The sequence below is a fragment of the Micromonospora sp. WMMD1102 genome (assembly GCF_029626265.1).
GTDB lineage: Bacteria > Actinomycetota > Actinomycetes > Mycobacteriales > Micromonosporaceae > Plantactinospora.
Genome location: NZ_JARUBN010000001.1, coordinates 2,557,550 through 2,578,732, shown reverse-complemented (window position 1 = coordinate 2,578,732; position 21,183 = coordinate 2,557,550). Strand labels below are relative to the sequence as shown.

The following is a 21,183-nucleotide window of genomic DNA, read 5'->3' as shown; positions in this document are numbered from 1 at the left end:
GCCACCCGCCCCCGTGCCGGTCCCGCCCTGTGCCGGTCCCGGCCCCTTGCCGGTCCCGCCCCGTGCCGATCCCGCCCTGACCTGCCTGCGTCCGGTCGACCGCCTCACAGCCGGATGGACTTCTTGTTCATGAACTCCTCGATGCCGGCCGGGCCGAGTTCCCGGCCCATCCCGGAGCGTTTGATCCCGCCGAACGGCAGGTCGGCCTGTGACCCACCGGCGCTGTTCAGGTAGACCATGCCGGACTCGATCTGCCCGGCGACCCGGCGCAGCCGGTCGGGATCGGTGCCCCACACGCTGGCGCCGAGCCCGAACGGCGAGTCGTTCGCGATGGCGACCGCCTCCTTCTCGGTCTCCGCCCGGAAGACCAGTACGACAGGGCCGAAGATCTCCTCGTGGTAGGCGTCCATCTCCCGGGTCACGTCGGTGAGCACGGTGGCCTCGAAATAGGCCCCGGGCCGGTCGACCCGGCGCCCACCGGTGCGCAGCGTCGCGCCCTGCCGGACGGCCTTCTCGACCTGGCCGGCCACCTCGTCGGCCGCCGCGACCGACGCCAGTGGCGGCAGCTTCGTCGCGGGATCGCCGGGGTCGCCCGGCACGAAGGTCTCGGCCACGTGTTTGGTCAGCCGGTCGACGAACTCCTGGTAGATGTCGGCGAGCACGATCATCCGCTTCGGCGCGTTGCACGACTGGCCGCAGTTGCGCATCCGGGCAGTCGCGGTGGCCTGCACCGTCCGGTCCATGTGGTCGGTGTCCAGCAGGATCAGCGGGTCGGACCCGCCGAGTTCCAGGACGGCCTTCTTCAGGTTCCTGCCGGCCTCGGCGGCGACCGAGATGCCCGCCCGCTCGCTGCCGGTCAGCGAGACGCCCTGGATGCGGGGGTCCGCGAGCATCCCGGGGATCTGCGAGCTGGACGCGAAGATGTTCACGTACGCGTCCCCGGGCACCCCGGCGTCGTGCAGGATCCGCTCGATCGCGGCCGCCGACCGGGGGCAGATCGAGGCGTGTTTCAGCAGGATCGTGTTGCCGAGCACCAGGTTCGGCGCCACGAACCTGGCGACCTGATAGCAGGGGAAGTTCCACGGCATGATGCCGAGCAGCGCCCCGACCGGGTTCTTGGTGATGACGGCCCGGCCGCCCCTGATCTCCAGCGGTTCGTCGGCCAGCAGCGCGGGCCCGTTGTCGGCGTAGTACCGGAAGATGTCGACGACGACGCCGATCTCGCCCCGGCCCTCGTTGATCCGCTTGCCCATCTCCAGCGTCATCGTCGCGGCCAGCTCGTCGGCGCGCTCGGCGAACAGGTCCGCCGCGCGGGCCACGATTTCGGCCCGCTCGGCGACCGGTCGACGCCGCCACGACAGGTATCCCCGGTGGACCCGGTCGATCGCCGCCCGGACCTCTCCGTCGGTCGCGTTCTCGATCTCCTCGACCAGTTCACCTGTCGCCGGGTCGGTAACTGTGTACATAGGGATTCCAAGCTCCGTTCTCTACCGGCGCTGGGTCACCGACCCTGCCCGGTCGTCGACGCGCACTCCTGGGATGCGCCGGTGACGGTCTCACCGCTGCACTGTGATGCCCTTGGGGTTGAGGTGGGCGATGTTGCCGCTCTCGGTGCCGTCGGCGGGGTCGATGACGCAGTCGACGAGGGCGGGCTTGCCCAGCGCCAGTGCCTCGCGCAGGGCGGCGGCGACCTCCACCGGCGTGGTCGCCCGGTAGCCTCGGCCACCGAAGGCGGCGATCATCAGATCGTGCCGGGCCCGGAGGGCGGTCGGTGCCGGGTCCGCGGACTCGGACGCCTCGTCGCCGCGGTAGACACCGCTGTTGTTCAACACCACCGTGACGACGGGCAGGTCGTAGCGGCAGATCGTCTCGATCTCCATGCCACTGAACCCGAACGCGCTGTCGCCCTCGATCGCGACGACCGGGTCGCCGGTCTCGACCGCGGCGGCGATCGCGTAGCCCATGCCGATGCCCATCACGCCCCAGGTGCCGCTGTCCAGGCGGTGTCGCGGCACCTGCATCCCGATCGTGTTGCGGGCCAGGTCCAGCGCGTTGGCGCCCTCGTTGACGACGTATGTCCGGGGGTTGTCCCGGAGGACGTCGCGGATGGCCTGGAGGGCGCCGAGGAACTTCATCGGGTGCGCCGTCTCGGCGGCCTCGAGGCGCTTGGCCATCTTGCCGACGTTCGCCGCCGAGCGGGCCGAGAGTTCGTCCCGCCACTGCGTCGGGACCGCGATCCGGTCGGGTCCGGTCCGGTCGATCAGGGCCTGCATCACCGAGCCGACGTCACCGACCAGCGGTGCCGCGATGGGCTGGTTGCTGTCCATCTCGGTGCTGGCGATGTCCACCTGGATGAACTTGGCGTCGGCGTTCCACTGCGGTGCGTCGCCGTGTCCGAGCAGCCAGTTCAGCCGCGCGCCGACGAGCATCACGACGTCGGCCCGGCGGATGGCGAGCGACCTGGCGCTGGCCACCGACTGTGCGTGGTCGTCGGGCAGCAGGCCCTTCGCCATCGACATGGGCAGGTAGGGCACGCCGGTGAGCTCGACGAACTGGCGGATCTGGTCGTCCGCCTGGGCGTACGCGGCGCCCTTGCCGAGCACCACGAGCGGGCGCCGGGCGTTCGCGAGCAGCTCGATCGCGCGGTCCAGGGCCGCGGGTTCGGGCACCTGGCGCGGTGCCGGGTCGACGACCCGCCACAGTGACGCCGCGCCCAGCTCCGCGTCGATGACCTCACCGAGGACCGCGGCCGGGATGTCGAGGTAGACCCCTCCCGGTCGTCCGGACACGGCGGTACGGATCGCCCGGGCCACGCCGCGACCGATGTCCTCCGCCCGCTGGACCCGGTAGGCCGCCTTGCAGAACTGTCGAGCCGCCGAGAGCTGGTCCATCTCCTCGTAGTCGCCGCGTTGCAGGTCGACGAGGTGCCGTTCGCTGGACCCGGAGATCTGCACCATCGGGAAGCAGTTCACGGTGGCGTTGGCCAGCGCCACCAGCCCGTTGAGGAATCCCGGAGCGGAGACGGTCAGGCAGATTCCCGGCTTCTTCGTCAGGAAGCCGGCCGCCGCCGCCGCGTGCCCGGCGGCACTCTCGTGCCGGAAGCCGATGAAGCGGATGCCGGAGGCCTGTGCCAGCCGGGCCAGGTCGGTGATCGGGATGCCTACGACGCCGTAGATGGCGTCGACCTCGTTGAGCTTGAGCGCGTCGACGACCAGGTGGATCCCGTCGGTGAGTTTCTCCGCACCTACGAGACCGCCAGCTTCGGACTCCCGGAGGGAAGCGATGGTCATGATCAGAGTCCTCCATCATCGTCGTGCGTCCCCGACGATTGCATACCGTATGGGGTAGGCAATAATCGTGGACCATCTGACGGTGGGGTGTCTAGGGGTGACAGGACGTTTTCCGGGCCGGCCGCCCCGTTCCGGCGACGAGCCGGCGATCGCGCTCCGGCCCGGCGACGCTGGTGGCTTTGGTCACTAGATCGTTTTTTGTATACCGAAGGCGGTATCCTAGGGGGCGTCGAAGACACCTGTCGCCGGAGAAGAGCACGAGGGTTTGTGGCAAGACGGCACCGGGTAGCTCCACACCGGAGGAATCCGCGTACGGTGCGGACCGGCGTGCTCCGGGTTGCCAGGCCGCAGCCCCGCACGGCCGCCGCGGGCGATCCCCGCCGGTCGTCGATCCGGCGACCGACATGGGTCCGCCGCCACGCGACGAGGCGTGCCGGCGGAAAGATCCGGCGACCCGGGTGTGCCCGGCCCCACCAGGCACACCCGGATGTCCTGCCGGACCACCGTCGGCGGACGGATCGTCGTCCGGTCCGGTGCGCACGGTCCCGGGAAGCGTCGTTTCCCGGGAAGAACGACAAGCAGGAGTGATGCTGTCATGACCACCTGGCGGACGTTCTCACGTTCCCTGACCCGACTCTCCGACCGGCTGGCCCTGCCGACCGGCTCCCCGGCCGACGGCCGCTCCCTCGGGCTCGGCCTGGCCGCCGCGCTGGAGAACCAGCGTCGGGCCGCCCGGCCGAGCGACGAGGAGATCGAGCGCTTCCTCCGTGGCTCCGCCACGGACGAAGACCTGATCAAGGTCTGACCTGCCGTCAGACCGCGTCCCGATCCGCCGTCACGGTGTCGCGGGCAGCGGGGGTCTCCGCCCCCACCCCCTCCGTGGCGGCGGTCGGCCGTTCGCGCCGATCCCGTCGGGACTTTGCCAGGCTGGCCACGGTGGTGACCAGCAGCGTGCCGACGATGACCCCGAGCGAGACGGCGATCGGCACCGACGGCGCCCAGGAGACCCCGTCGTGGTGCGCCGCCTCCAGCACCAGCTTGACCCCGATGAAGGCCAGGATGAACGCCAGGCCCTTGCTCAGGTAGACCAGCCGGTCCAGCAGCCCGCCGATCAGGAAGTACAGCTGCCGCAGCCCCATCAACGCGAAGGTGTTCGCGGTGAAGACCAGGTACGGCTCCTGGGTCAGCCCGAAGATCGCCGGGATGGAGTCCAGCGCGAAGAGCAGGTCGGTGGTGCCGATGGCGACCATCACGATCAGCATCGGCGTCACCATCAGCCGGCCGTCCACCCGGGCCAGCACCGAGGCACCCCGGTACGACTCGGTGGTCGGCAGGATCCGCTTCGCCGTACGCAGTGCGATGTTCTCGGAGAACTCGTCCTCCTGCTGCGGCCCGACCAGCTTGACCGCGGTGTAGATCAGGAAGGCGCCGAACAGGTAGAACAGCCAGTCGAACCGGGTGATCGCCTGCGCGCCGACCGCGATGAAGACGCCCCGCATCAGCAGTGCCAGCACGATGCCGATGAGCAGCACCTTCTGCCGGTACTTCAGCGGCACCGCGAACCGGCTCATGATGATGATGAACACGAACAGGTTGTCGACACTCAGCGAGTACTCGGTGAGCCAGCCGGCGAAGAACTGCCCGCCGTACCCGACCCCGGCCGTCGCCGTCAGCACGATCCCGAAGGCGACCGCGGCCAGCACGTAGAAGCTCACCCAGGCCACGCACTCCCGGAAGGCCGGCTCGCGCGGATTGCGGGCGACCAGGTAGAAGTCGAAGGCGATCATCACCAGGAAGCCGGCGATCGTCACGGCCCAGACCCAGACCGGCAGGTTCACGGCTCTCCCTTCGCTCGGCCGAGGGTCGCGGCGGTCCGGCGTCGCCCGGCGGCCCGAGCCCGCCGACGGCTCTCCCGGGCCTTCCACTGCGCCTCGGCGTGTCGCAGGTAGAAGGCGTACAGCCGGTCGGCGGCCGGATTGCGGTGCCGGACCCGACGCAGCCAGCCCGGAGCGATCCGCTCGTGCAGCCAACTGAACCCGATCGCGAAGCCGAGGCTGACGATCGCCTGGTAGGCGAGGAAGCCGGGCAGGTCCGGCGGCAGCACCGGCCGACCGGTGAGCAGCAGGGCTACCAGCAGCTCGTGGACCACCCGGGCGAGCGGAAAGCCGAGGAACCAGTAGAGCGCCACCGGGGCGAAGACGCCCGGCGACACGATGCCGGAACCGAGCAGCAGCCCGAAGCTGCCGCCGAGCAGCACCAGCGGCAGGCCGAGCCCCAGGCCGGTGGCCAGGGCCCAGCCGGTCGGTTGGCCGGCGAGCAGGGCGAGCCCGCCGGCCGCCACCCCGGCGGTCGCCCCGATGCCGGCTCCCGGCAGGGCGAGCTCACCGAGGTGGCGTACGTCGCCGCCGGTCATCCCAGCACTCCACCGGGCCGGATCGATTCGGTGTGCCGGCTCATATGACGACACCGAACCGGATCAGGCTGTAGACCAGCATCCCGAGGTAGAACACCGCACCGAACCCGATCACCGCGTTCTGCAGGATGCCGGGACGGATCGGCTTGGGCAGCATCCGGTTGTTCACCAGCAGCAGCACGACGCAGTACGCGCCCATCGCGAAGGTGGAGAGGAAGGCGAGTACGTCGAGGATCGCCCCCGGGCCGTCGGCCGGACCGAAGTTCAGGATCAGGATGCCGAAGGTGATGACACCCCAGAGGAACCCGGCGTACAGCTTCGACACGCTGAACCGCTTCGCCCCGGGTACGAAGTGGTAGGTCATGTCCGCCTGGCCCCGGGAGAACGAGTCGAAGAGGCCGAGGGTGGCGTTCAGACCGATCAGCGCGATGAAGCCGAGGAAGACCCCGTGCAGCACCGGCGCACCGGCGGAGGCGAACGCCTCGGCCATCGCGGTGAGTGCCGCCTCGCGCTCGCCGTCCCGGATCACGTCCCCGACGCCCGGGTTCTCCCGGACGGCGGTCTGGGCCAGCACCGTGAACGAGATGGTGACGAGCATCGTGACGCCCCAGAAGAGCAGCAGGGCGTCGAAGGTGACCCAGCGCCGCCAGCCCTTCCACTTCTTCATCTCCGCCGGGTTGTCGGTGTCGAACATGAAGCCCCGGGAGGGCATCTCCTCCTGCTCCCCCGCGTGCCGCAGCCCGCGGATCTTGGGGATGTGCGCGCCCATCCCGGCGCCGGAGTCCCGCAGGTGCAGCGTGTACCACATCTGCTGCATCCCGGACGGGCCGGCGAAGGCGATCGCTCCGACGATCACCGGGAACCAGGCCGCCGACATCGCCTCGCTGGGCAGGTAGCCGAAGTGGAACATGCCGGCGAGGGTGGAGGTGACGTCGCTCCACTGCCCGACGATCGAGGCGACCACCGAGGTGCCGACCACGAGTACGCCGATCAGCAGCCCGAGCAGGCTCTCCAGCAGCGGATAGATCACCTTCGCCAGGCTGAAGACGATGCCGACCAGGATCAGCCCGACACAGGCACTCACCGTCCAGGGTATTCCGGTCACCTGCTCGAAGGCGGCGGCCCCGGTGGAGAGGTGTCCGGGCCAGATGTAGACCAGGATGGCCACGCTGAAGAAGAACCACATGAGGGGTTTGAAGACCCGGGCGGCGCCGAAGAAGATGCTCTCGCCGGTCGCCATCGCGTACCTGGCCATCTCCAGCATCACGAACGCCTGGAGGGTCACGCCGATCAGGAAGAGCCACCGGATCTCCGGTCCGAAGATCAGGACCAGCCGGGGCCACATGTACGACTCGCCCATGCCCACGCCGAGCGCGACCAGGAAGACGGTCGGGCCGAGCAGGTGGACCGAGGGCGGAGCCTTGGGAAGTTCCCGGATCGGCATCGGTTCGAGCCGTCCGGCCCGCCACACGCGCTCCTCGGCGGGCGGGGCCGGCGGTACGGTGCCGCCGCGCTGCTCGGGCAACGCGGCGGTACCGGCCGCCGGGGTGGTACTCGTCGGCTGGGTCGGGAAAGGGCTGTTCGAAGCGTCCACGCTGGACCTCCTCGGGACTGTGCCGTCGTACGGAGCCGGAGGACGGACCGGCTCCGACGCATGTGTCCGTTGACCCCTGGCCGCAGGGCGGGTCGCCGTCTCGCTCAGTGGCCCCTCCCACCGCCTGGTCTGGCGGAACCGTGCACTGCTCGGCGGCCCTCCGGTCAGCCGCCGAGCAGACCGGCGGAACGTGCCCACCGGTACTTGGCACCGAGCACCGCGACCGGCTTCTCCGTGGTGTACGGATAGGCGACGATCCCGTGCCGGTACAGGTGTTCGCTGGCCTGGTCGACCTCGACGTCTCCGGCGAGCGAGGCGACCACCGGCTTGTGGACGCCCTTGGCCCGGAACTCCTCGACCACGTCGACGACCAGCTCGGCGAAGACCATCGGCGGGGTGACGATGGTGTGCCAGTAGCCGAGGATCAGCGCGTGGATGCGGGGGTCGGACAGGCCGAGGGCGATGGTGTTGCGATAGGTGGCCGGCGGCTCACCGCCGGTGATGTCGACCGGGTTGCCGGCCGCGCCGAACGGCGGGATGAACCTGCGGAACGCCTCGTCGAGGTCCGGCGGGATCTCCATCAGGGTGAGTTCGTTGTCCACGCAGGCGTCCGAGAGGAGCACCCCGGAGCCGCCGGCACCGGTGATGATGACGACGTTATCGCCCTGCGGGGTGGGCAGCAGCGGGATGCCCCGGGCGTACTCGAGCAGGTCGTTCAGGCCCGGTGCCCGGATCACGCCGTTGGAGCGCAGGATGTCGTCGTAGACCTTGTCGTTGCCGGCCAGCGCGCCGGTGTGCGAGCTGGCCGCCCTGGCGCCCTGGGCGGTGCGGCCCGCCTTGAGCACCACCACCGGCTTGGTCTTCGAGACCCGGCGGGCGGTGTCGGCGAACGAGCGGCCGTCCTTGAGGTCCTCCAGGTGCATGGCGACGAGCTGGGTGTTCGGGTCGCTCTCGAAGAAGGTCAGCAGGTCGTCCTCGTCGATGTCGGCCTTGTTGCCGACCCCGACGATGGCGGAGACCCCCATCCGGGCGGCCCGGCTGAAGCCGAGGATGGCCATCCCGATGCCGCCGCTCTGCGAGGAGAGCGCCACCCCGCCCTTGACGTCGTACGGGGTGCAGAACGTCGCCGACAGGTTCTCCGGGGTGTAGTAGTAGCCGTAGATGTTCGGGCCGAGGATGCGTACGCCGTGTTCGCGGGCGATCCGGACCACCTCGGCCTGCAACTCGTGGTTGCCGGTCTCGCCGAAGCCGGACGGGATCAGGATCGCCCCGGCGACGCCCTTGGCGCCGACCTCGGCCAGTGCCTGCGGCACGAACTTCGCCGGGATGGCGAAGACCGCCACGTCGACCGGGCCGGGCACGTCGGAGATGCTGCGGTACGCCTTGCGGTCCAGGATCTCGGTGGCCTTCGGGTTGATCGGGTAGATCTCGCCCCGGTAGCCGCCGTTGACCAGGTTCTTCATCACCGAGTTGCCGATCTTGCCGGCCTCGGCCGAGGCACCGATCACCGCTACCGAGGCGGGCCGCATGATCCGGTTCATGCTGGCCAGGATCTCCTCGTCGGTGAACCGCTCGGGCGTCGCCGCGGCGGCCGGGTCGACCAGGATCCGCACGTCGACAGCCGTCGCGCCGGTGGCGGTGGCGAGCACCGGGTTGAGGTCCACCTCGGCCAGCTCGGGGAAGTCGGTGACCAGCTCCGACAGCCGGACGACGAGGTCGGCCAGCACCTCCCGGTTGGCCGGCTCGGCGCCGCGTACCCCGCGCAGGATCTCGGCCGAGGCGATGCCGTCGATCATCGACAGCGCGGTCCCGGTGTCGGTCGGGGCGAGCCGGAACTGGACGTCCTTGAGCACCTCGACGAGTACGCCGCCGAGGCCGAAGGCGACCACCTTGCCGAAGGTCGGGTCGGTGACCGTACCGACGATCACCTCGTGCCCGGAGTCGAGCTGCTGCTGCACCTGCACACCGATGATCTTGGCATTCGCCTGGTACGCCCGAGCGTTGGCGATGATCGTGTCGTACCCGGAAGCCACCTCCTCGGCGGTGCGCAACCCGACCAGTACGCCGCCGGCCTCGGTCTTGTGCAGGATGTCCGGCGAGACGATCTTCAGCACCACCGGCAGGCCGATCCGCTCGGCCAGCGCCACCGCCTCCGGCGCGCTGCCGGCCAGCCCCTCACCAGGGGTGGCGATCCCGTACGCCTCGACCACCAGCCGCCCCTCCGGAGCGGTGAGCGAGCTGCGGCCCTGCGCGGCGGCCTGGTCCAGCACCCGCCGCACTGCATCGCGGTCGTGGCTGCTGTCGTTGGATGGCATGACGTCGTCTCCTTTGCAACGCCGGTGCCGGCGGGGCCGACGGCCGGGGAACGTGCGGGGTTCTCGTCGGACGGGGCGGTGGTGGACGCGGTGCGCCACCGCAGGCGGCTCAGACGGCGCCGGCGGCGCGCAGCTCGTCGACCTGCTCCTGGGTGTAGCCGAGTTCGCCGAGGACCTGGCCGGTGTGCTCGCCGAGCAGCGGTGAGCGTTCCACCTCGACGTGCGAGTCGGAGAGCTTGATCGGGTTGCCGACCGTCTTGTACGCCCCCCGTGCCGGGTGCGCGACCTCGACCACCGAGCCGAGCTGGGCGAGGGTCTCGTCCTCGATCAGCTCCCTGGTCGACAGGATCGGCCCGCACGGGATGTTGTGGGCGTTGAGCTTCTCCATGACCTCCTGCTTGGTGTGCCGCTCGGTCCACTCCTCGATCAGCGCGAACGCCTTGTCGAGTTTGGAGAGGCGCACCTGCGGGGTGTTCCAGGCCGGGTCGTCGGCCAGCTCCGGCCTGCCGATCAGCTCGCAGATCGGCTTCCAGCCGACCGGTTGGATGATCACGTAGATGTAGTCGTTCGGCCCGCCGGGGGCGCACCGCACCGCCCAGCCGGGCTGGCCGCCGCCGGAGGCGTTGCCGGAGCGCGGCACCTCGTCGCCGAAGCTCTCGTTCGGGTACTCCCCCAGCGGGCCGTGCGCCAGCCGCTGCTGGTCACGCAACTTGACCCGGCAGAGGTTGAGCACCGCGTCCTGCATGGCGACCTGCACCCGCTGGCCCCGGCCGGTGTGGGTGCGCTGGTAGAGCGCGGCGAGGATGCCGGCGACCAGGTGGATGCCGGTGCCCGAGTCGCCGATCTGCGCCCCCGTCGCGGTCGGCGGACCGTCCTCGAAGCCGGTGGTGCTCATCGCCCCGCCCATGGCCTGCGCGATCACCTCGTACGCCTTGAAGTTGGCGTACCGCCCCGGGCCGAAGCCCTTGATCGAGGCGTAGACCAGGCCGGGGTTGATCTCCTGTAGCCGCTCCCAGGGGAAGCCGAACCGCTCCACCACGCCGGGGCCGAAGTTCTCCACCAGGACGTCCACCCCGGAGACGAGCCGGGTGAAGACCTCCTTGCCGCGCTCGTTCTTCATGTTCAGCGTGATGCTGCGCTTGTTGCTGTTCAGCATGGTGAAGTAGAGGCTGTCCACCTCCGGGAGGTCGCGCAGCTGGCTGCGGGTGATGTCACCCTGGCCCGGTGCCTCCAACTTGATCACGTCCGCGCCGAGCCACGCCAGGATCTGCGTGGACGAGGGGCCGGACTGTACGTGTGTCATGTCGAGGACCCGTACGCCCTCCAGTGCCTTACCCATGCCAACCTCCTGTGCGCGGCCCCGCCGGGTACGTCCGGCCGTCGAGCTTCGGGATTGCATACCGTATGGGGTAGGCAATATCGTGGCGCATGTAACAGTGGAGTGTCTAGGGGGTAGCGGGACGTTTTCCGCCGAAGCCAGCGAGGCCAGGCGGTCGGGCACCCGCTCGTCGACGCCGGCCAGAGCCGGCGTACCGCCGCCCGGCACTTCCGTCCGGTCCGATCTCCCCGGCCCGGTCCGATCCCCACTCCCACTCCGCCGCCCGGCCCGGGACACCCCGTCGCCGGCCGGCGGAGCCAACCCATCGAAGGTCGAGCAGAAGGGAGGCCCGGTGGACCTGCTGGAGCACCAGGCACAGGAACTCTTCGCCAAGCACGGCGTACCGGTCAGCCGCAACCGCGTCGCCAGCACCCCCGACGAGGCCCGGACGGCCGCCGCCGAGATCGGCACCCGGGTCGTGGTCAAGGCCCAGGTCAAGACCGGCGGCCGGGGCAAGGCCGGCGGCGTGCGACTCGCCGACGGCCCGGCGGCGGCCGGGGACGTCGCAGACGCGATCCTCGGGATGGACATCAGGGGCCACACCGTGCACAAGGTGCTGGTCACCGAGGCGAGCGACATCGCCGAGGAGTACTACGTGTCGTTCCTGCTCGACCGTTCCCAGCGGTCGTTCCTGGCACTGGTCTCCGCGCAGGGCGGCGTCGAGATCGAGCAGGTGGCGGCCGAGAACCCGGAGGCGCTGGCCCGGACCTGGGTGGACCCGGCCGGCGGCTTCGACCTCGACGCCGCACGCCGGCTCGCCGCCGCCGCCGGCCTGCCCGACGACGTACGCGAGGACGTCGCCCGGGTACTCGTCCGGCTCTGGCACGTCCTCCGCTCCGAGGACGCCACCCTGGTCGAGATCAACCCGCTGGCCCGGCTCGCCGACGGCAGCGTACGCGCCCTGGACGGCAAGGTGACCCTGGACGACAACGCCCGGTTCCGCCAGCCCGGTCACCCGCGATACGACGACGTCACCGCCACCGACCCACTGGAGGTACGGGCCGCCGGGAAGGGCCTCAACTACGTCAAGCTGGACGGCTCCGTCGGAGTGATCGGAAACGGCGCCGGACTGGTGATGAGCACCCTCGACGTGGTCGCCTACGCCGGCGAACGGTACGGCGGGGTCAAGCCGGCCAACTTCCTCGACATCGGCGGCGGCGCCTCGGCCGAGGTGATGGCGAACGGGCTGGAGATCATCCTCGGCGACCCCGACGTGCGCAGCGTCTTCGTCAACGTCTTCGGCGGGATCACCGCCTGCGACGCGGTCGCCGACGGCATCGTCTCGGCGATCGGACTGTTGACCAGCCGGGGCGAGGCGATCACCAAACCGCTGGTCGTCCGGCTGGACGGCAACAACGCCGCGCGGGGGCGGCAGATCCTCGCCGAGGCTGACCTGCCCGGCGTACGGCTGGTCAGCACGATGGACGGTGCGGCGCGGCTCGCCGCCGAACTCGCCGGCAAGGGGGCGTGAAAGCCATGGCCATCTTCCTCACCGAGAAGAGCAGGGTACTGGTGCAGGGCATCACCGGTACCGAGGGCACGAAGCACACCCGCCGGATGGTCGCCGCCGGCACCAACATCGTCGCCGGGGTCACCCCGGGCAAGGGTGGCCGGGACGTCGACGGCATCCCGGTCTACGACAACTGCGCCGAGGCGGTACGGGCGACCGGTGCAGACGTGACGGTGGTCTTCGTACCGCCCCGGTTCGCCAAGGCCGCCGTGCTGGAGGCGGTCGACGCCGGCCTCGGCCTGGCCGTGGTGCTGACCGAGGGGATCCCGGTGCACGACACCGCCGAGTTCTGGGCGTACGCCCGGAGCACCGGCAACCGGACCCGGATCATCGGGCCGAACTGCCCCGGACTGATCAGTCCCGGACAGTCGAACGCCGGCATCATCCCGGCCGACATCACCAAGCGGGGCCGGATCGGGCTGGTCAGCAAGTCCGGCACCCTTACCTACCAGATGATGTACGAGCTGCGCGACTTCGGCTTCTCCACCTGCGTCGGCATCGGCGGGGACCCGATCGTCGGCACCACGCACATCGACTGCCTCCAGGCGTTCGAGGACGACCCCGAGACCGAGGCGATCGTGATGATCGGCGAGATCGGCGGGGACGCGGAAGAGCGGGCGGCGGCGTACATCGCCGAGCACGTCAGCAAGCCGGTGGTCGGGTACGTCGCCGGGTTCACCGCGCCGGAGGGCAGGACGATGGGGCACGCCGGGGCGATCGTCTCCGGCTCCTCCGGTACGGCGCTGGCCAAGCAGCAGGCCCTGGAGGCGGTCGGGGTCCGGGTCGGCCGGACGCCGTCCGAGGCCGCCGCACTGATGCGCGAGACGTTGCTGACCCGCTGAGACGTCGACGGGAACGCCGGGTGCCGGGTCGGGCGGACACGACCGGTACCCGGCGTACCCGAAGGTCTGCGACCGGTGCCCGGCGGACCCGAGGGTTGGCGACCGGTCCCGGCGGAGGCCGACTCCGCCGTCAGCCGGAAGGGCTGCTCGGGATGAGCCGGTGCGGGCCGGTGTAGACGTTCATCGAGTTGCCCCGGAGGAAGCCGACCAGGGTGAGCCCGGCGTCCGCGGCCAGGTCGGCGGCGAGCGAGGAGGGCGCGGAGACCGCGGCCAGGGCCGGGATGCCGGCCATCACCGCCTTCTGCACCAGCTCGAACGAGGTCCGCCCGCTGACCATCAGCACCGTGCCGCGCAGCGGCACCCGGCCGTTGCGCAGCGCCCAGCCGACGACCTTGTCCACCGCGTTGTGCCGGCCGACGTCCTCGCGCAGGCAGTGCAGTTGCCCGTCGGCGGAGAAGAGCGCCGCCGCGTGCAGTCCCCCGGTGCGGTCGAAGACCCGCTGCGCGGCCCGCAGGGTCGCCGGCAGCGTGCTGAGCACGTCGGGATCGAGCCGCAGCGGGTCGTCCCGCACCGAGAAGGCCGCGACGCCGCGCACCGCGTCCAGGCTCGCCTTGCCGCAGAGCCCGCAGGACGAGGTGGTGTAGAAGTTGCGTTCCAGCGAGGGGTCCGGCGGTGCGACCCCGGCCGCCAGCACCACGTCCAGCACGTTGTAGGTGTTGACCCCGTCGGCGGTGGCGCCCGCGCAGTAGCGGATGCCGGCGATCTCGCCGGCGGCCCGGACCACCCCCTCGCCGACCAGGAATCCGGCCGCCAGGTCGAAGTCGTCGCCCGGGGTCCGCATGGTCACCACCAGGGAACGCCCGTTCACCCTGGTCTCCAGCGGTTCCTCGGCCGCCAGCGTGTCCATCGGCTCGCTGCGCACTCCGTCGACGATCCGGACCAGCCGGCGCCGACTCGTCACCCGTCCCATTCCGCCTCCTCCGGCGATCCTCCACGATCCGGCCGTCCGGTCCGACCGGGCTGCCGCCCCTCGACTACGGTCGTCGCTCCGGCTGCCGCCGCTCGGATTGGTCACCGCTGCTCGGACTGGTCACCGCCGCTCGGACCGGTCACAGCCGGTCGGCGCCGAGCGGTGACGGCAGCCGGACCACCGCCAGGCCGGGCTGGCGCATCCAGCGGGTCAGCGCCGCGCCGAACAGGCCCAGCGAACCGGCCACCAGGAACGGCAGCACCGAGTCCGGAGTGGTCACCACCAGCCCGGCGAGCACGATGCCGAGCAGCCCGCCGACCGCCTTCCCGGTGTAGACGATGCCGTAGTTCGGCACCGTGGCGGCATCGCCGAACCAGTCCCGCACCAGGCTGACCAGCAACGAGTAGCCGGCACCGGTCCCGGCGCCGGCCAGCGCGGCGAACCCGAGCACGGCGGCCGGATGGTTGTCGTTGGCCGCCGCCGCGAGCAGCCCGAACTGGGCGATCCCGCCGACCAGCAGGGAGAGGCCGAGGGTGCCGCGCCGGCCGATCCGGTCGGCGAGCGAGCTGGTCACCGCCCGGCCGATCCCGTTCGAGCCGGCCAGCGCGCCGATCCCGGCCACCAGGGTCAGCGCAGGCAGCCCCTGGGTGTACGCGGCGCCGGCCAGGTAGGCGATGTCGAACAGCGCCATCGTCGCGGTGAGTACCACCACCACGAACATCATCGGCAGCATGCCGCTGCGTACCGCCGCGCGGGGCGGGTAGGGGCGGGCGGCGGGACGGTTGTGCGGGATGCTGCGGTTGAGCCGCCGGTCGACCGCCCAGCGCCGCGGGTCGATGTGCGCCGGCCACCAGTTGCGGGGTGGCTTGCGCATCAGCACGCCGCAACCGGCCAGCACGGCCGCCACGGCCAGGCCGGTCCCGGTCAGCACGCCGGACCGGTTGCCGGCGTCCAGGCCGTAGCCGGCGAGCACGACGAACGGGATCGAGCCGTAGCCGAAGGCGGCACCGACCACCGCCACCCGGCCGGCGATCCGCTCCGGGAACCACTCGGTGACGCAGGCGACGCAGGTCATGTAGACAAGTCCGGCGCCGACACCGCCGAGCACCGAGTAGCCGAGCAGCACGCTGCCGAGGTCGGCCCGGTGCGCCAGGGTGAGCAGCGCGGTGAGGCAGCAGGCGGCCCCGACCAGCATGGGTACGGCCAGCCGTCCGCGCAGCCGCTGGTACCACCAGCCGGCCAGCGGTGACGTGGCCGCCTGGCAGACCACCCAGAGGCCGAGTACCCCGAACGCCTGCCACAGGCTCCAGCCGTTCGCCTCGACCAGGGTGGGCAGGGCGGCGCCGTAGCCGTACTGGAACAGGCTGATCGCCAGCATCGCGGCCCAGGGCAGCAGCAGCATCCACGCCCGGGACCGGCCCAGCAGGGTGCGGTCGCTCTCGCCGACCCGGTAGCGGCGACCGTAGAGATCGCTGATCTCGCGCACCGCCGTGTCGTTGCCGGAGTCCGTCATCTGGTGCCCCCAACCGACCACTGTATACTGTATATGTTGTGCAGTTATTCTCCATTACAATCGGATGGCTGTCCAGGTCGCCGGGACAGCGCAGCGAGGAGATGGCATGCGTGGGCTGGACGGACGGACCTGGCGAGTCGCAGAGTGGTCCCGGCGGGCCGAGTCGCGGGACCGGCGGGCCGAGACAAGGACCCGACGGGCCGAGACGCGGGATCGGCGGGCCGAGACGTGGTCCCGACGGGACACCGAGCGATGAGCGCGGTCGCCTGGCCGGAGGCCCGGCGGCACGCCCGCGAGGCGGCCCGGCCACTGGAGGGAGTGCAGCGGCGGCTGCCCGACGCGTTGGGCTGCACCCTGGCGGTGCCGCTGGTCGCGCTCTCCGCACTGCCGGCCTACGACTCCGCCGCGATGGACGGGTACGCGGTGGCCGGCACCGGCCCGTGGCAGCTCACCGGACGGGTGCTGGCCGGCGATCCGGGCAGCCCCGAGCCGCTGGCCGCCGGCGAGGCGGTCGAGATCGGCACCGGGGCCGTGGTGCCGGCCGGAGCCGCCGCCGTGCTCCCCTACGAGCGGGCCACCCGGACCGGCCGGACCGTCGGCGGACCGATCGAGCCCGGCCGGCACGTACGCCGCCGGGGCGAGGACTGTCCGGCCGGCCGCGAGGTCCTGCCGGCCGGCACGGTCGTCAACCCGGTCGTGCTCGGGCTCGCCGCCAGCCTCGGACACGACACCCTGACCGTGCACCGCAGGCCCCGGATCGGCACCGTGGTCACCGGTGCCGAGCTGCGCACCGCCGGCCTTCCGGCAGCCGGACAGGTGCGGGACGCCATTGGGCCGATGCTGCCGGGGCTGCTCCGGGCCGCCGGGGCGGAACCGGCCTGGGAGAGCCGGGTCGCCGACGACGCCTCCGCACTCGTCGCCGCGCTCCTGCGCTGCGACGCCGACGTGCTGGTGGTCTGCGGTGCCACCTCGGTAGGGGCCGCCGACCACCTGCGCCGGGCGCTGGACACGCTCGCCGTCGAAGTGCCGGTACGCGGCGTCGCCTGCCGTCCCGGGCACCCGCAGCTGCTCGCCATCCTGCCGGACGGCCGGTACGTCGTCGGCCTGCCCGGCAACCCGTACGCGGCCCTGGTCGCCACGTTGACCCTGCTCTACCCGCTGCTCGGCCGGCTCGCCGGCCGAGCCGAGCCACCGGCCCTGACCACCCGGCTCGGCGCGCCGGTGGCCGCACACCACCGGGACACCCGGCTAGTCCCGGTGGTCCGGGTCGGGCCGGCGGCGCTGCCGGTCGGGCACGATCGGCCCGGTTCGCTCTGGGGCGCAGCCGGGGCGGACGCGCTCGCGGTCGTGCCGCCGGGCTGGACCGGCGCCGAGGTCGAGGTGCTCCCGCTGCCCGCCGCCGGGATCGCGCTGCCGCCGCCGAGCTAGTGCGACCGGTCTGTGGTGGCCAGGCCGGGAGTTCGAGTCCGGAGCGGGCGGCGCCGGCGCCGGATCACCCATTCCGCGACGGTCACGTTGATCAGCCATGCGGCCGTCATGGTGCCGGTCCTGCTCGCCGGGGTCAGCGCACCGACCGAGACGAGCCAGGCCACCTGGGTGAGGAACTGGGTACCCGCGCCCATCGCGATCGCGTAGCCACGGATCATCCAGGCCCGGTGTGCGGCGAAGTCGCGGCGCCGGACCGCACGGAAGCCGAGCACGATCGACACGGTCATGAAGACGCACACCACCACCCGGACGGCCACCAGCGCCGAACTGTCGACGGCCGCGGGCGGCAGGAAGAGGGTCAGCCACAGACCGGTAACCGCGGTTAGCAGACCGGCCACGACCAACAGCCGCCCGGCGTACCGGTGCCAGCTCCGGTGCCGCCGCCGGAAGCCGGGTGCGAACTGGAAGGCACCGAGAACGCTGAAGACCGTGACGCTGACGATGTGCAGCAGTACGGGCACGGGTGCGGAGCCGATCCGGTCGCTGTCCGGCAGCACCCGCCCGCCGCCGGCGAACTCGACCAGCCGGACGCTGCCGGCGAGCACCGGCACGGCGGCGAGCAGCAGCAGGCCGGTGAGGACGAGCCGGTCTGACCTGGCGGGATGTGTCACGATGTCGATCCCTTCACGCTGCGCGAACCTGGTCTCGTCGTTCGCTGTCAGTCGATGGTCCCGAGACGCTTAGCCGGACACATCGGAGCGCGGGCCGGCGCCGCCCCGGTCGTTGGTCGGGCTGCGGAGCCGTACTTTGGGCCGGTCCGCCGGCCACCCGGACCCCGTACCATCGGGTCGTGCGCGAGCTGTTCCGCTCCGTCTGGACCGAGCCCCGGGCCCCCGACCCGCCGGTACGCCTCTGGCGGGACTGGGCGCTCGTCGGCGTGGTCGCACCGCTCGTGACGGTCGAGGGGCTCTTCCGGCCCGACCTGCCGGCCGCGACCCGCGGCTACGCGCTGACCGCCGCACTCGCCCTGGTGTACACACTGTTGTGGCGCCGGACCAGGCCGTTGGCGATGGTCGCGATCGCCTTCACCGTCAGCGGCGTCGCCCCGCTCCTGCTCGGTCACGAGCCACAGCTGATCACCGGGGCGTACCTGCTGATACTGCCGTACGCCCTGTTCCGGTGGGGTTCCGGTCCGGAGATGGTGGCCGGCGGCGCGATCGTGCTCGGCAAGATCAGCTTCTCGGCCGCCCTCGGCGACCTGGGCGGCACGGACCTGGTCGCCGGGTTCGCGGTGATCTGCGCGGCCTTCGCCGTCGCCACCGCGTTCCGCTACCGGGCGAGGCTCTGGGCCCGCGGCCTCGACCAGGCCAAGCTACGGGAACGGGAACGGCTGGCCCGCGACCTGCACGACACCGTGGCCCACCATGTCTCGGCGATGGCGATCCGCGCCCAGGCGGGGATCGCGGTGGCGCAGGCGCGACCGGAGGCCGCGGTCGACGCACTCCGGGTGATCGAGGCCGAGGCGAGCCGGGCCCTCGCCGAGATGCGGACGATGGTCCGCGTCCTGCGCCATGCCGAGCCGGCGGAGCTGGCGCCGAGCCCCGGCATCCCGGAGATCGCCGGGCTGGCCAGCCACTCGCCGCCGGGCCCGGTGATCGACGTGCAACTCGCCGGTGACCTCGACGGCATCCCGTCGACCGTCGGCACCGCGATCTACCGGCTCGCGCAGGAGTCGGTGACGAACGCGCGCCGGCACGCCCGGCACGCCACCCGGATCGAGGTCCGGGTCGCCGCCGACGCCGGATCGGTGCGCCTGCGGGTCAGCGACGACGGCGAGCCCGGCCCGGTCCGGCCCACCGGTCCGAACGCTCCGGGCGGATTCGGGATCGTCGGCATGACCGAGCGGGCCGGCCTGCTCGGCGGCACCTGCGAGGCCGGTCCGCAGCCGGACCGGGGCTGGGCGGTGGCGGTGGCGCTGCCGGTTACCGGGTCGCCGACCGGAACCGCCGGATAGCCGGCATGACCATCCGGGTGGTCGTCGCCGACGACCAGGAGATCGTCCGGACCGGGCTGGCGATGATCCTGGACGCCCAGCCGGGGATCGAGGTCGTGGGCGAGGCCGCCGACGGCCGCCGGGCGGTCGAACTCGCCCGGCGGCTGCGCCCGGACGTCTGCCTCTTCGACATCCGGATGCCCGGCACGGACGGCATCGAGGCCACCCGTCAGCTCGCCGGACCCGCCGTCGCCGATCCGCTCGCGGTGGTCGTCATCACCACCTTCGATCTCGACGAGTACGTCTACGCGGCGCTGCGGGCCGGGGCGCGCGGCTTCCTGCTCAAGGACTCCGGCACCGCGCTGCTCACCCAGGCCGTGCACGCCGCCGCGGACGGTGCGGCGCTGATCGCACCGAACATCACCACCCGGCTGTTGCGGGCGTTCGCCGACGCGGGACCCGGCACACCGCCGAGGCAGCCGGTCGACCCGCTCACCGAGCGCGAGGAGGAGGTGCTCGTCGCCGTCGCGAGTGGTCGCACCAACGCCGAGATCTCCCACGAACTGCACATCAGTCTCAGCACCGTCAAGACGCACATCACCAGCCTGATGGCCAAACTCGGCGTCCGTAACCGGGTCGAGATCGCGATCTGGGCGTACGAGACCGACCGGGTGCGGAGACGACCGGGCCGGCCGGGATAGCGCTGCGCTCAGTGCCGGCACGGGGCGGCCGGGTCCAGCCAGTCGGCGGCCACCCGCGCCGCGGTCGCCGCGACCAGTTCGGCGGCCCGGTCGAGGCAGGCCGCCGGGTCCGGTTCGAGGTCGGTGAGCGGGTAGGCCGCCCGGATGCCGGCGTCCCGGAGTGCGTCCGGGCCGATGTCGACCTGGCCGGCGACCGCCACGACCGGTACGCCGGCCCGCGCCGCCGCCCCGGCCACCCCGACCGGCGCCTTCCCGCGCAGGCTCTGCGCGTCGAGCGAACCCTCGCCCGTGATCACCAGATCGGCACCGGCCACCGCCTCGGCGAAGCCGAGCAGGTCGAGCAGGTACCCAATGCCGGGCCGGAACCGCGCCCCGAGGAAACCGAGCGCGGCGAAGCCCACCCCGCCAGCCGCACCCGCACCCGGCCAACCGCACAGCGGCCCTGCCGGAGCAGCCGGTGCCGGCGACAGGTCCGGCGTCGCGGCCGGCCCCGACGTGGCGGCCGGTGCCGGCAGCAGCCCCGCCTCGCGGACGGCCGTTTCGACCAGTCCCGCCCAGCGGCGCAGTCCCGCCTCCAGCACCGCGACGTCGTCCGCGCCGGCACCCTTCTGCGGGCCGTAGACGGCGGCGGCACCGGTCGGGCCGAGCAGCGGGTTGTCCACGTCCCCGGCGACCACGAACCGGGTACGTCGGACCGCCGGATGCAGCCCGGTCACGTCCACCCGGTGCAGGTGGCGCAGGGCCGCACCGCCCGGCGGCAACTCGGCGTCCCGCCCGTCGAGCAGCCGCACCCCCAGCGCGCCGAGCAGCCCGGCCCCGCCGTCGGTACTCGCGCTGCCGCCCAGTCCGAGCACCAGCTCGGCGCAGCCGTGCTCCAGGGCGGCCCGGATAACCTGACCGGCGCCGCGACTGCTGGCGTGCAGCGGATCGGGTGCCCCGTCCGGCAGCCGGCGCAGCCCGCAGGCATCGGCCAGTTCGACCACCGCCACGCCGTCGGCGTACCCGAAGGCGGTCCGGACCGGGGCGCCGGTCGGGCCGGCGACGGAGACCGGGATCCGGCGGAAGCCGGCCGAGACCGCCGCGTCGAGGGTGCCGTCGCCGCCGTCGGCGACCGGGAAGCCGCGTACCTCGGTCCCGGGCGCGGCCCGGCGCAGCCCGGCGGTCAGCTGGTGCACGACCTCGGCGGCGGTCAGCGAGCCCTTGAACTTGTCCGGCGCCAGCAGCACGTGCCCCATC

The 21,183-nt window shown here is 72.1% G+C and carries 17 protein-coding genes; 6 read left to right on the top strand and 11 right to left on the bottom strand.

Going from position 1 to position 21,183, the window contains the following annotated elements; all coding sequences use genetic code 11:
- Positions 1 to 104 precede the first annotated feature (104 nt).
- Both O7626_RS11395 and oxc read right to left on the bottom strand, forming a co-directional pair.
- Positions 105 to 1,466, bottom strand: a complete 1,362-nt coding sequence (locus O7626_RS11395; RefSeq protein WP_278061129.1) for an NAD-dependent succinate-semialdehyde dehydrogenase — start codon at positions 1,464 to 1,466, stop codon at positions 105 to 107.
- 90 nt (positions 1,467 to 1,556) lie between these two features.
- The gene (gene oxc / locus O7626_RS11390) at positions 1,557 to 3,290 is read right to left on the bottom strand and encodes an oxalyl-CoA decarboxylase (RefSeq protein WP_278061128.1); all 1,734 of its coding nucleotides are present in this window, start codon (positions 3,288 to 3,290) and stop codon (positions 1,557 to 1,559) included.
- 595 nt (positions 3,291 to 3,885) lie between these two features.
- On the opposite strand from oxc, the gene O7626_RS11385 reads away from it, so the two are divergent.
- Positions 3,886 to 4,095, top strand: coding sequence for a hypothetical protein (locus tag O7626_RS11385; RefSeq protein ID WP_278061127.1), 210 nt, complete (start codon positions 3,886 to 3,888; stop codon positions 4,093 to 4,095).
- Positions 4,096 to 4,102: 7 nt separating this feature from the next.
- Here O7626_RS11385 and O7626_RS11380 read toward each other — a convergent pair whose 3' ends face one another.
- The 5 genes from O7626_RS11380 to frc form a co-directional block, all read right to left on the bottom strand.
- Positions 4,103 to 5,128 carry a TerC family protein gene (locus tag O7626_RS11380; RefSeq protein ID WP_278061126.1) on the bottom strand — a complete coding sequence of 342 codons (1,026 nt, stop codon included), beginning with the start codon at positions 5,126 to 5,128 and terminating at the stop codon, positions 4,103 to 4,105.
- Positions 5,125 to 5,703 (bottom strand): hypothetical protein, encoded by a 579-nt coding sequence (locus tag O7626_RS11375; RefSeq protein WP_278061125.1) that lies wholly within the window; start codon positions 5,701 to 5,703, stop codon positions 5,125 to 5,127. The genes O7626_RS11380 and O7626_RS11375 overlap by 4 nt, the downstream gene beginning before the upstream one ends.
- A gap of 40 nt (positions 5,704 to 5,743) precedes the next feature.
- On the bottom strand, positions 5,744 to 7,297 hold the full coding sequence (locus O7626_RS11370) for an Nramp family divalent metal transporter (RefSeq protein WP_278061124.1): 1,554 nt from the start codon (positions 7,295 to 7,297) through the stop codon (positions 5,744 to 5,746).
- Positions 7,298 to 7,461: 164 nt separating this feature from the next.
- Entirely contained in the window at positions 7,462 to 9,612 is a 2,151-nt protein-coding gene (locus tag O7626_RS11365; RefSeq protein WP_278061123.1) for an acetate--CoA ligase family protein, read from the bottom strand.
- A 109-nt stretch (positions 9,613 to 9,721) separates the two neighbouring features.
- Positions 9,722 to 10,951 (bottom strand): formyl-CoA transferase, encoded by a 1,230-nt coding sequence (gene frc / locus O7626_RS11360; RefSeq protein WP_278061122.1) that lies wholly within the window; start codon positions 10,949 to 10,951, stop codon positions 9,722 to 9,724.
- Positions 10,952 to 11,282: 331 nt separating this feature from the next.
- On the opposite strand from frc, the gene sucC reads away from it, so the two are divergent.
- Together sucC and sucD are read left to right on the top strand one after the other, a co-directional pair.
- A complete protein-coding gene (gene sucC / locus O7626_RS11355) occupies positions 11,283 to 12,461 on the top strand; it encodes an ADP-forming succinate--CoA ligase subunit beta (protein ID WP_278061121.1) in 1,179 nt (392 codons plus the stop codon).
- A gap of 5 nt (positions 12,462 to 12,466) precedes the next feature.
- On the top strand, positions 12,467 to 13,342 hold the full coding sequence (sucD, locus tag O7626_RS11350; RefSeq protein WP_278061120.1) for a succinate--CoA ligase subunit alpha: 876 nt from the start codon (positions 12,467 to 12,469) through the stop codon (positions 13,340 to 13,342).
- 130 nt (positions 13,343 to 13,472) lie between these two features.
- On the opposite strand, the gene fdhD is transcribed toward sucD, so the two are convergent.
- Positions 13,473 to 14,312 carry a formate dehydrogenase accessory sulfurtransferase FdhD gene (gene fdhD / locus O7626_RS11345; RefSeq protein WP_278061119.1) on the bottom strand — a complete coding sequence of 280 codons (840 nt, stop codon included), beginning with the start codon at positions 14,310 to 14,312 and terminating at the stop codon, positions 13,473 to 13,475.
- A gap of 139 nt (positions 14,313 to 14,451) precedes the next feature.
- Positions 14,452 to 15,825: an OFA family MFS transporter gene (locus tag O7626_RS11340; RefSeq protein ID WP_278061118.1), complete on the bottom strand. Its 1,374-nt coding sequence runs from the start codon at positions 15,823 to 15,825 to the stop codon at positions 14,452 to 14,454.
- 252 nt (positions 15,826 to 16,077) lie between these two features.
- On the opposite strand from O7626_RS11340, the gene O7626_RS11335 reads away from it, so the two are divergent.
- Positions 16,078 to 17,253 carry a molybdopterin molybdotransferase MoeA gene (locus O7626_RS11335; protein WP_278061117.1) on the top strand — a complete coding sequence of 392 codons (1,176 nt, stop codon included), beginning with the start codon at positions 16,078 to 16,080 and terminating at the stop codon, positions 17,251 to 17,253.
- Here the strand turns inward: O7626_RS11335 and O7626_RS11330 are convergent.
- Positions 17,250 to 17,924: a DUF2306 domain-containing protein gene (locus tag O7626_RS11330; protein WP_278061116.1), complete on the bottom strand. Its 675-nt coding sequence runs from the start codon at positions 17,922 to 17,924 to the stop codon at positions 17,250 to 17,252. The two genes, O7626_RS11335 and O7626_RS11330, sit on opposite strands and share 4 nt — an antisense overlap.
- A gap of 179 nt (positions 17,925 to 18,103) precedes the next feature.
- Here O7626_RS11330 and O7626_RS11325 point away from each other — a divergent pair, with 179 nt between their 5' ends.
- Entirely contained in the window at positions 18,104 to 19,267 is a 1,164-nt protein-coding gene (locus tag O7626_RS11325) for a sensor histidine kinase (protein ID WP_278061115.1), read from the top strand.
- Positions 19,268 to 19,272: 5 nt separating this feature from the next.
- Positions 19,273 to 19,947, top strand: coding sequence for a response regulator transcription factor (locus O7626_RS11320; protein WP_278061114.1), 675 nt, complete (start codon positions 19,273 to 19,275; stop codon positions 19,945 to 19,947).
- An 8-nt stretch (positions 19,948 to 19,955) separates the two neighbouring features.
- Here the strand turns inward: O7626_RS11320 and O7626_RS11315 are convergent, their stop codons facing one another.
- The gene (locus tag O7626_RS11315; protein ID WP_278061113.1) at positions 19,956 to 21,182 is read right to left on the bottom strand and encodes a glycerate kinase; all 1,227 of its coding nucleotides are present in this window, start codon (positions 21,180 to 21,182) and stop codon (positions 19,956 to 19,958) included.
- Position 21,183: the final 1 nt, after the last annotated feature.

Excerpts from the sequence above, each read along its gene's own strand:
- sucD (WP_278061120.1), top strand. The coding sequence starts at position 12,467 with ATGGCCATCTTCCTCACCGAGAAGAGCAGGGTACTGGTGCAGGGCATC.
- O7626_RS11365 (WP_278061123.1), bottom strand. The coding sequence starts at position 9,612 with ATGCCATCCAACGACAGCAGCCACGACCGCGATGCAGTGCGGCGGGTG.
- frc (WP_278061122.1), bottom strand. The coding sequence starts at position 10,951 with ATGGGTAAGGCACTGGAGGGCGTACGGGTCCTCGACATGACACACGTA.
- O7626_RS11315 (WP_278061113.1), bottom strand. The coding sequence starts at position 21,182 with ATGGGGCACGTGCTGCTGGCGCCGGACAAGTTCAAGGGCTCGCTGACC.
- O7626_RS11375 (WP_278061125.1), bottom strand. The coding sequence starts at position 5,703 with ATGACCGGCGGCGACGTACGCCACCTCGGTGAGCTCGCCCTGCCGGGA.
- O7626_RS11340 (WP_278061118.1), bottom strand. The coding sequence starts at position 15,825 with ATGACGGACTCCGGCAACGACACGGCGGTGCGCGAGATCAGCGATCTC.
- O7626_RS11385 (WP_278061127.1), top strand. The coding sequence starts at position 3,886 with ATGACCACCTGGCGGACGTTCTCACGTTCCCTGACCCGACTCTCCGAC.
- O7626_RS11320 (WP_278061114.1), top strand. The coding sequence starts at position 19,273 with ATGACCATCCGGGTGGTCGTCGCCGACGACCAGGAGATCGTCCGGACC.
- O7626_RS11395 (WP_278061129.1), bottom strand. The coding sequence starts at position 1,466 with ATGTACACAGTTACCGACCCGGCGACAGGTGAACTGGTCGAGGAGATC.
- O7626_RS11335 (WP_278061117.1), top strand. The coding sequence starts at position 16,078 with ATGAGCGCGGTCGCCTGGCCGGAGGCCCGGCGGCACGCCCGCGAGGCG.
- oxc (WP_278061128.1), bottom strand. The coding sequence starts at position 3,290 with ATGACCATCGCTTCCCTCCGGGAGTCCGAAGCTGGCGGTCTCGTAGGT.
- fdhD (WP_278061119.1), bottom strand. The coding sequence starts at position 14,312 with ATGGGACGGGTGACGAGTCGGCGCCGGCTGGTCCGGATCGTCGACGGA.